Here is a 9,483-nt window from a genome sequence, read left to right on the forward strand (position 1 = left end):
GGCAGTGCAGGCGCGGCGGCAGCCGGGTTCGGTGTTCAAGCCGTTCGTGTATACGGCTGCCCTGGCCAGCGGCATTCCGGCGTCCCACGTGATCTACGACTCGCCCATCATGCTGGACCAGGTGGACGGCACCACCTGGGCACCGCGCAACTACGACCGCGACTTCAAGGGCCCGCTCACACTGCGCCAGGCGCTCAAGCTGTCCGTCAACGTAGTAGCGGTGAAGCTGGCGCTCGAAGTGGGGCTCGAGACGGTGGCCCAATACGCCCAGCGCCTGGGCATTGAAACGCCCATCCCTCGCTTCCCCTCGACCGCCATTGGCGCGGCGGAGGTGGTGCCCATCCAGGCGGCAGGCGCCTACACCGCCTTCGCCACGGCGGGCGTGCGGGTCCGTCCGCGGGGGATCCTGCGCGTCGCGGACGCCGAAGGCCGCCTGCTCTGGGAGACGCGGCCCGAGCGCGAGCAGGTGCTCGACCCCGTGACGGCGGCGCTCATGCGGGACCTGCTCCGCGACGTCGTGGACCACGGCAGCGGCTACGCCATTCGCGACCCCGGCGTGGGCAAGCTGCCCCACGACATCCCGGCGGCGGGAAAGACGGGAACGAACAACGACGCGACGGATGTCTGGTTCGTCGGCTTCACGCCGGACCTGCTGGCGGCCGTGTGGTTTGGATTCGACCTGCCCAAGAAGATCCTGCCGGGCGCAGCAGGCGGGGTCTACGCGGCGCCCGTTTTTGCGGACTTCATGCGCTCCGTCTACCTGTCCGAGCCGCCGCTCTTGCCCCGGCCTCAGCCGTGGACGCTGCCAGCCGAGCTGGTCACACGCAAGGTAGACAAGGAGAGCGGCAAGCTGGCGACGGAGTGGTGCCCGGGCCAACTCGTCTACAGTGAGGTCCACATCGCCGGCACGGAGCCCACCGAGATCTGCGACCTGCACGGGCCGGGCGGATTCGCCGGCCGGCTCCGCGCCGTACTGCCCGACAGCGCCGCCGACTCGGCGCGGGTCAGGGTCAACCCCCGCATCAAGTTCTGACGGCTGCACCAGCGATCCGACAACGGAGTTCTTGCGTGTCGGAGTTCAATCCGGCCAAGCCTCCACACCACCCGCCGTCACGCGGTGCGTAATCAGCGGCAGCGGCGGGGCGGGCATCTCCTCGCCTAGCTGGATGGCAGAGCGCAGGGCGGCCAGGCCAATCTCTGCACCCCGCTCCGTCCGCGCGTGTACCACGCCCAGCGGCTGGCCGGCGCTCACCGCCTGTCCCGGCTTGACCGGGATATCGAAGCCCACGGCAGGATCGATCGTGTCCTCCAATCGAGCGCGGCCCGCCCCCAGCGAAACTGCCGCTTCGCCAATATGGCGGGCGTTGACCTCGGCCACGTAGCCGTCCCGGGCGGCCTCGAGGGTGCGGGTCAGCGGCGCCCGCGGCAGCAGGGAGGGGTCGTCCAGTACGCCCGGGTCGCCGCCCTGCGCCTCGATCACCCGGCGCATGCATTCCAGGGCCCGGCCATCGGCCAGCGCGGCTGCAGCCGCGGTGCCAGCCGCCTGGCGCGACTCCGCCGCGCCGGCGAGCTGCAGCATCTCGACCGCCAGTGCCAGGGTCAGCTCTCGCAGGTCGGCCGGCCCTCCGCCTTGCAAGGCCCGGATTGCCTCCGCCGCTTCCAGCGCATTCCCCACGCTGATACCGCAGGGGCGATCCATGGCCGTCAGCAATGCTGTCACCGGCCGGCCGTAGGCGCTGCCGATCGCGATCATGGTGCGCGCCAGGTCGAGGGCCTGGTCCAGGTCAGGGAGAAAGGCCCCGCTGCCATGCTTCACGTCGAGCACCAGCGCATCGATCCCTTCCGCCAGCTTCTTGCTCATGATGCTGGAAGCGATCAGCGGGATGGATTCAACGGTCGCGGTCACGTCACGGAGGGCATAGAGCCGGCTGTCCAGAGGCGCGATCTCGGCCGTCGCTCCGATCAGCGCGCAACCCAGTCGTTCGAGCTGGGAGCGAAACTCATCCAGGGTGAGGTTCGTGCGGAAGCCCGGAATGCTCTCCAGCTTGTCCAGGGTCCCGCCCGTATGTCCCAGCCCGCGCCCACTCATCATGGGGACCCGCACACCCAGGGAGGCGACCAGCGGCCCCAGCACCAGCGAGACCTTGTCCCCTACGCCGCCAGTCGAGTGCTTGTCCACCTTGGCGCCCGGCAGGTCGGAAAGGTCGAGCACGGCGCCGGAGCGCAGCATGACCTCGACCAGCGCCCGCAGCTCCGGCGTGGACAGGCCCCGGAAGAAGACGACCATCAGGAACGCGGCCATCTGGTAGTCGGTCACCCGTCCCTCCAGGTAGCCGCGGAAAAATGCCGTCAGCTCGCCCGGGGGCAGCTCATCGCCGTCCCGCTTCCGTTGGATCAGTTGGTAGGCGGTCATCCGGCAGCCCCGCCGGCCGCTGCCCGCGCGTCTCGCGCCGACTGCTCAGAGGCCGAACCGGCGGCGACCGGCGTCCACGGAAGAGCGCAGCTCCTCCGCCACCCCCTGCCAACGTTGGCCCGCGCCCTCGCGGGCGTCTGCGGCCGCGCGCAGCAGTTGCCGGCGCGTCCGCTTGCCGCTCTGCGGCGCAACGAGCAGGGCGATCCCCGCGCCGACTGCCAGGCCCACCACCAGGCCGGCAAAGAAGTTGATGCGTGACGAAGTGTCCTGATAGTACATACCGCCTCCTCGACTCGGGAAAGCGCGTGAGCCCCGCCCCACCGTGCAACGCCTGTGCCGCGCTTCATGGCGGAGCTGCGGACCGGGCGGAGTGCATGAGCCGCTCGATCTCCTCCGGGCGACGCGGCGCACCCGCGGAAAGCAGCTCGTAGCCCCCAGCAGTGACCAGCACGTCATCCTCGATGCGGATGCCGAGCCGCTCGTCCGGCAGGTAAATACCGGGCTCTACCGTGAGCACCATGCCGGGCGCGAGCGGAGTGGACCTGTCCCCCACGTCGTGCACGTCCATGCCCAGCCAATGCGAGAGCCCATGGATGAAGTAGCGATCACAGCTTTGCGCACCACACAGGTCGCGGGAATGCTCGCGCAGGTACTCGCGTGCGATCCGGTTCAGAGTCGCCAAGGTTGCCCCGGGCCGCACCGAGTCCAGCGCCGCCTGCTGCGCACCCAACACCAGCTCGTAGAGCCGGCGCTGCCGCCCGGTGAACCGCCCCGAGACCGGCAGGGTACGGGTCACGTCCGCACTGTAATAACCGAACTCCGCCCCCACATCCACCACTACCAGCTCCCCAGCCTGCATCTGCCGGCGGCCGTCATCATAGTGCAGGATGGCCGAATTAGGTCCCGAGCCGACGATGCTGGGAAAGCCCAGGCGCTCGGCGCCGCGCCGGCGGAACGTATACTCGACCAGCGCCTCGAGCTCGTACTCCCATACCCCGGGCCGCAGCGCTCGCATGGCCTGCCGCTGCGCTTCCACGGTGATCTCGACAGCACGGCGCAGCCGCCCCAGCTCGTCCGCGTCCTTGACCAGCCGGAGCGCCGCCAATTCGACGCGCAGGTCTCGGACCTCGAGCTCCGGCCCGAACACCAGCTCGCGAAACAGCACCAGCCGCCCCTCGGCCTCGCCCCGCTTCACGTACAGCCGACCCGTGCGCGCCGGCGAGCCGGCCGCCAGCACCAGGTTCCGGATCTCGGCCTCGGCATTCTCGGCCGCGCTGATGTCGGCGATACCGGTCATCCGCCTGGCCTCCTCGCCCGGCCCGAGCTGCGGGCCGGTCCAGCGCTCGGCCGCCGAGTCCGGTGCCGGTAGATAGAGCTTCACCCCCTCGAGCGTGTCCGCACGAGCTACCAGGACCAGCCACGAGCCGGGCGTTTCCAGCCCGGTGAGGTAGAAAAAATCGTTGTCCTGGCGGAAGTCACCGTCCTGCGGGTAGTCGCCCTCGATGCTCCGCGCGGACGCGGAACGGAGCACCGCAACGCCGTTGCCGATGCGCCGGCCCAGCGCCGCCCGCCGAGCCGACAGGCGCTCCGCAGGCACCGGCCCGGCCGGCGAGCCGAGCTGGGCCGGCGCAGCCGGCGCCCCGAGCAGGATCAACCCGAGCGCGCCCGTCCCCCAGCGCGCGCTGGCCAGCAGCTTCTTCATGAAAGGCACCGCTCCACCGAGATCCCGTGCCTGTGGCAGCTCCTGCGACTCGCGCCGCCGCGGCCGCCACCCCGCCGCCCCGCCGCACGGCCGCTTGCAGCCCAGCCGTCCCCTGGCGTAGATTGATGAAATTTGGACCACCACGCTGCCGAGCGTCAACGCCTGTCTTCATGTCGCGTCCCTTCCCGCCCCGCTCCGCGCCGTACCCGAGAATGTGCCCGGGACGGCGTCCGTAGCTGGCACCGCTCCTGCACTGAGGCAGAGGCATGAGCCCGGTCCATCGCGATCCCGGTACTCCGACGCAGGGTCGGATCCCGTTGGTAGATGACAACCCGGACAACATCGAGGTCGTGGCCGCTCGCCTGCGCTTCCGGGGTCACGAGGTCGAGGCCGCGAGCCGGGGAAGGAGCGCGCTCGAGCGGGTCCGCGAGCGGCCGCCGGACCTGATCCTGCTGGATGTCATGCTGCCCGACATCAGCGGCTACGAAGTAGCGCGCCGGATCAAGCACGACGCTTTCGGCCATCAGGCCGGCGACCGGGTGCTGCAGCAGCTCGCCCGCATCCTCCGGCAGAGCGCGCGCGAAATCGATAAATTGGGGCGCTACCGCGGTGAGGAATTCCTCACCGTGCTGCCGGACACGGATGTAGATGACGGCGCGATCTTCCTCGAGCGGGTCCGCCGCGCCGTCGGCCAGCACTGCTTCGCCATTGGCACCCCGGAGCCGCTCGCCATGACCGTGTCCGCAGGAGTGGCGAGCTACCCGCATCGCGGAGTGCAGGAGCCGGAAACACTGATCCGCTTTGCCGATGAAGCGCTGCATGCGGCGAAAGCAGCGGGGCGGAATCGGGTGGTGCAGCACGGGCAGGTGGAAGTCGGTTCCCCCAAGCAGGGTTAGTGGTAGAATTCACAAAAAACGGCAGCATCGGGACGTTCACGTCCACGAGTACCGTCACAGGTCTGAGGCGGAGCCTCGCTAGCTCTCAATCGATTCGCCCATGGATGGCACGCCTGTGAGCGCCCGTGACCTGGGGGCCGCCGCCCGGCGGGCCACCGAGCTGCGGCACCTCCTGACCGAAGCCATCTACCAGTACTACGTCCTCGACGCGCCCCGCCTCTCCGATGCGGAGTACGACCAGCTCATGCGCGAGCTGAAAGCGCTGGAAGCGGACCACCCCGAGCTGATCGTGCCAGACTCGCCCAGCCGCCGGGTCGGCGCGGAACCGGTAACGCAATTCACCAAAGTCCGGCACCTCGCTCCGATGTACTCCCTGGACAACGCCTTCAACGCAGAGGAACTGCGGGCGTGGGAGGAGCGGAACGCCCGCCTGGTGCGGGAAGTGCGCGAGGCCGGCTACCTGGTCGAGCTGAAGATCGATGGCGCGGCGGTGGCTCTCCTCTACCAGGACGGGATGCTGGTCCGGGGCGCGACCCGGGGCAATGGCGTGCTGGGCGAGGACGTCACGCACAACCTGCGCACCATCCACGAGATTCCACTGCGGCTGCGGGCCGACGCGCGTATTCCGCGCCGCCTCGAGGTGCGCGGCGAGGTGTACATGTCACTCTCCGGGTTCCACGAGCTGAACGAGCGCCGCGTCGCTGCAGGTGAGCCGACGTTTGCCAACCCGCGCAATGCGGCGGCCGGCAGCCTGCGCCAGCTCGATCCGCGCATTACCGCCGGGCGGCCGCTCCGCTTCTTCGGCTTCCAGGTGCAGACGGATCCGGACCGCCCCGCACCCATCGACGCGGCCCGGCAGAGCGAGGTCCTCGAGCTGCTTGCGGCCTGGGGCGTGCCCGTGAACCCCCGGCGTCTGGTCTGCCGCAGCCTGGACGACGTCGTCAGCTTCGCCGTCCAGGAAGAGGAGGCGCGCGGCGAGCTGAACTACGCCATTGACGGCGTTGTGGCTAAGGTGGAGGAGCTGGCCCTCTGGCCGGAGCTGGGCGTGATTGGCGAGCGCGAGCCGCGCTGGGCGATCGCCTACAAGTTTGCCCCGGACCTGGCCAGCACGCGCCTGCTCGCCATCGAGATCAATGTGGGGAGGACCGGCTCGCTCAACCCCTACGCGGTGCTCGAGCCGGTCGAGATCGGCGGGGCGACCGTCAAGCTGGCAACACTGCACAACTTCGAGGATGTAGCCCGCAAGGATCTGCGCATTGGCGACCTGGTGCTGGTGAAGCGGGCGGGTGAGGTCATCCCGCAGGTGGTAGCGCCGATCACGGAGCGCCGCACCGGGCAGGAGCTGACTTTTCAGCCGCCGGAGCGTTGCCCGGTGTGCGGCACGGCGGTCGAGCGGCCGCCGGACGAAGTGATGTTTTACTGTCCCAATGGCTCCTGCCCGGCCCGCATCTTCTGGGGGCTGGTCCACTTCGCGTCGCAGGGCGCCATGGACATCCGCGGGCTGGGCGAGCGCACGGTGCAGCAGTTGCTGGAACGGGAGTTGGTGCGCGACGTGGCCGACCTCTATACGCTGCGGGTGGAGGACCTGCTGCCGCTCGAGGGTTTTGCGGAATTGTCCGCCCGGAAGCTGATCGAGGCCGTCCTGGCCTCGCGCGGGCGGCCGCTCTCACGTCTCCTTTATGGTTTGGGCATCCGCCATGTGGGAGCGCAGGCGGCGCAGATCCTGGCCCGGCGCTTTGGCAGCATGGACGCGCTGCTCGAGGCGACGGAGTCCGAGCTCGCCGGCGTGCACGGAATGGGCAGCACGACGGCGGGCGCGGCGGCGGCGTTCCTGGCGGAGCCGCGCAATCGGGAAGTGATCGGGCGTCTGGCTGCGGCAGGCGTGAGCATGAGGGAGGCGGCCGCTCCGATCGAGTCGCGCGTGCTCGCCGGCCTCACCTTCGTGATCACCGGGACGTTAGCTTCCTTGAGCAGGAAGGAAGCGGCCGAATTCATCGAGCGCCATGGCGGCCACGTGGCCGGCGCTGTGACGCGATCCACGGACTACCTGCTGCTGGGCGGGGACCCCGGCTCGAAGCTGGAACGCGCCCGAGAGCTGGGCGTGCCGCTGCTGGATGAGGCCGGGCTGCGGGCGCTGGCTGCGGCGCGGCGGCCGGGCGAGCTCTCGTGAGCACCGGCTGTCAGCGGCGCCGTTTCACAAATCCACGTGCGTATTCCACCGCCGAGTGCGCGGAGGCCAAGAGCGGCAGCGGCTTCGCGACTGGTATTGATGCCCAGGATCCTCGGCATTGACTTCGGCCAGCGGCGAATCGGCCTGGCCATCAGCGACCCCAGCGCTACCATTGCCCAGCCGCTGCCCACGCTCCTGCGGCGGCGCGGCAAGCGGGCGCCGGTGGGCGCGGTGGCAAGGCTGGTGGAGGAGCGGCAGGCGCAGGAGATCGTCATTGGCCTGCCGCTCACGCCGCAAGGCGAACAGAGCCCGTGGACGCTCGAGGTGCTCGAGTTCGGCCAGAAGCTGGCGCAGCGCACGGGCTTCCCCGTGCACTACGTGGACGAGCGCATGACCTCCGCACGCGCGCAACGCGCCGTACGCTCGTTGGGGCTGCGCCGCGGCCAGCGGCGGGAGAAGGGGCGAGTCGATGCCGCCGCCGCCGTGCTCATCCTGCAGGCGCACCTGGACCGGAGGACTCGTGGCTAACCGGGGTCGGGAGCGACGGGCCGCCCGCCGCCGATCGAGCGACGCGCGAGCCGCCGTCTGGCTAGCGCTCGCACTCGCCCTCGTCGCCTGCACCGGCGAGAGCGGGCCAGCCCTGCGCGTGCGGGTGCCGCCCGGCGCCACCTTCCGACAGGTCGCCGACTCCCTGGACGCCAGGGGCATCGTCCCCAGTGCACTGGTCTTCCGCATCTACGCCCGCCTGGCCGGCGCCGACGAGGACATCAAGGCCGGCGCCTACGCCTTCCGCCGCGGCGCCCCCTGGCCCAGGATCCTCGAGGACCTGCGCCTCGGCCGGGTGCTGACTTTCCGGCTCACCGTCCCCGAGGGGTGGGACCTGCAGCGTATAGCCGCCAGGATCGGCGCGCTGAGCAACCGTCAGGCAGACTCCGTGCTCGGCGTGCTCCTCGATTCCGCCACGGCACAGCGCTTCGGCGTGCCCGGGCCGACGCTCGAAGGGTACCTGTATCCCGCCACTTACCAGATTCCAGTCGATGCGCCGCTGGACACGCTGATCGGCCGTATGGTGGTGCGCTACCGCAGCGTGTGGACGCCGGCGCGCCTGGCGCAGGCCAGTGTGCGGAAGTTGACGGAGCGAGAGGCGGTCACCCTCGCGTCGATCATCGAGCGAGAGGTCAAACGTCGCGAGGAGATGCCGCTGATCTCGGCCGTCTACCACAACCGCCTGCGTATCGGGGTTCCGCTGCGGGCCGACCCCACCGTGCAGTACGCCTTGGGCCAGCACCGCCGGCGGCTGCTTTACGCGCACATCGACAGCGTGGCCAGGAGCCCCTACAACACCTACCGCCATCGCGGGCTGCCGCCCGGCCCCATCGCCTCGCCCAGCGTGCAGGCGATCGAGGCCGCGCTCTACCCCGCGCCCGCCGACTACCTCTACTTCGTGGCCCGCCCCGACGGCAGCCATATCTTTACGCGCTCGCTCGAGGAGCATAATCGGGTGAAGGCAGCCCTGCGCCGGAACGAGCGGGCCCTGCGGCGCCGCCCCCTCCCGGGCGGCGGAGGCAGCAGCCGGCCGGCCGCACCCTGATGGACCTGCGCCTTATCGTCATCACGGACCGGGAGCTGGCTGCGCCCCGCGACATGATCGAGGTCGTGCGCCAGTGCCTGGGGGCGGGCGCGCCGGCTGTGCAGCTCCGGGACAAGCGGGCGGACGCCCGCTCGCTCTACGAGCAGGCGCTGCTGCTGCGTGCGCTCACGGTCAAGCACGGGGCGCTCCTCTTCGTGAATGATCGGCTGGATGTGGCGCTGGCCGGCGGCGCGGACGGCGTGCACCTGGGGCCTGCCGACCTGCCCATCGCGCTGGCGCGCCGGATCGCGCCGCGTCCCTTCCTCATCGGCTGCTCGACGGATGACCCGGCAGCCGCTGCCCGCGCCGAGGCCGGGGGCGCCGACTACATCGGATGCGGCGCCGTCTTCGGCACCTCCAGCAAGCCGGAAGCCGCGGGCCACCGCATCGGGCTCGCCGGGCTCCAGGCCGTTGTGCGGGCGGTGAAGCTTCCAGTGGTTGCGATCGGCGGCATCGACCTGGAAAACGTGGCCCAGATCCCGGGCACGGGGGCGGCGGGCGTGGCGGCAATCGGCGCAGTCATGGGAGCGGCCGACCCCGGTGCCGCCGTGCGCGAGCTGCTCTCGGCCTTCCCCCCCTATCGCCACGGAACTCCTCGTTGACGACAGGCTGGGCACACGAAACCCCCGGGCCTCACGAGGAGGACCGGGGGTTCGCGTCAGAGAATAGGCC

At 70.4% G+C, this 9,483-nt stretch carries 9 protein-coding genes; 6 read left to right on the top strand and 3 right to left on the bottom strand.

The features are described 5' to 3' along the window. A partial coding sequence (locus HY703_06610; GenBank protein ID MBI4544845.1) for a hypothetical protein occupies nucleotides 1-1,033 on the top strand: 1,033 nt, incomplete at its 5' end. Between the two features lie 45 nt (nucleotides 1,034-1,078). Here the strand turns inward: HY703_06610 and HY703_06615 are convergent. The 3 genes from HY703_06615 to HY703_06625 form a co-directional block, all read right to left on the bottom strand. Continuing rightward, entirely contained in the window at nucleotides 1,079-2,413 is a 1,335-nt protein-coding gene (locus HY703_06615; GenBank protein MBI4544846.1) for a thymidine phosphorylase, read from the bottom strand. 45 nt (nucleotides 2,414-2,458) lie between these two features. Beyond that, nucleotides 2,459-2,692, bottom strand: a complete 234-nt coding sequence (locus HY703_06620) for a YtxH domain-containing protein (protein ID MBI4544847.1) — start codon at nucleotides 2,690-2,692, stop codon at nucleotides 2,459-2,461. 64 nt (nucleotides 2,693-2,756) lie between these two features. Then, complete coding sequence (locus tag HY703_06625) at nucleotides 2,757-4,115, bottom strand: aminopeptidase P family protein (protein ID MBI4544848.1); 1,359 nt, start codon at nucleotides 4,113-4,115, stop codon at nucleotides 2,757-2,759. Between the two features lie 266 nt (nucleotides 4,116-4,381). Between HY703_06625 and HY703_06630 the strand changes: the two genes are divergently transcribed. The 5 genes from HY703_06630 to thiE all read left to right on the top strand — a co-directional run bounded on the left by HY703_06630 (nucleotide 4,382) and on the right by thiE (nucleotide 9,413). After that, nucleotides 4,382-5,011, top strand: coding sequence for a diguanylate cyclase (locus tag HY703_06630; GenBank protein ID MBI4544849.1), 630 nt, complete (start codon nucleotides 4,382-4,384; stop codon nucleotides 5,009-5,011). A 100-nt stretch (nucleotides 5,012-5,111) separates the two neighbouring features. Then, nucleotides 5,112-7,181 carry an NAD-dependent DNA ligase LigA gene (gene ligA / locus HY703_06635; GenBank protein ID MBI4544850.1) on the top strand — a complete coding sequence of 690 codons (2,070 nt, stop codon included), beginning with the start codon at nucleotides 5,112-5,114 and terminating at the stop codon, nucleotides 7,179-7,181. Nucleotides 7,182-7,280: 99 nt separating this feature from the next. Beyond that, nucleotides 7,281-7,709: a Holliday junction resolvase RuvX gene (gene ruvX, locus HY703_06640; protein ID MBI4544851.1), complete on the top strand. Its 429-nt coding sequence runs from the start codon at nucleotides 7,281-7,283 to the stop codon at nucleotides 7,707-7,709. Continuing rightward, entirely contained in the window at nucleotides 7,702-8,772 is a 1,071-nt protein-coding gene (mltG, locus tag HY703_06645; GenBank protein ID MBI4544852.1) for an endolytic transglycosylase MltG, read from the top strand. Before ruvX ends, mltG begins: the two co-directional genes overlap by 8 nt. Further along, entirely contained in the window at nucleotides 8,772-9,413 is a 642-nt protein-coding gene (gene thiE, locus HY703_06650; GenBank protein MBI4544853.1) for a thiamine phosphate synthase, read from the top strand. The genes mltG and thiE overlap by 1 nt, the downstream gene beginning before the upstream one ends. Nucleotides 9,414-9,483: the final 70 nt, after the last annotated feature.

The sequence above is a fragment of the Gemmatimonadota bacterium genome (assembly GCA_016209965.1).
Classification (GTDB): Bacteria; Gemmatimonadota; Gemmatimonadetes; order Longimicrobiales; family RSA9; genus JACQVE01.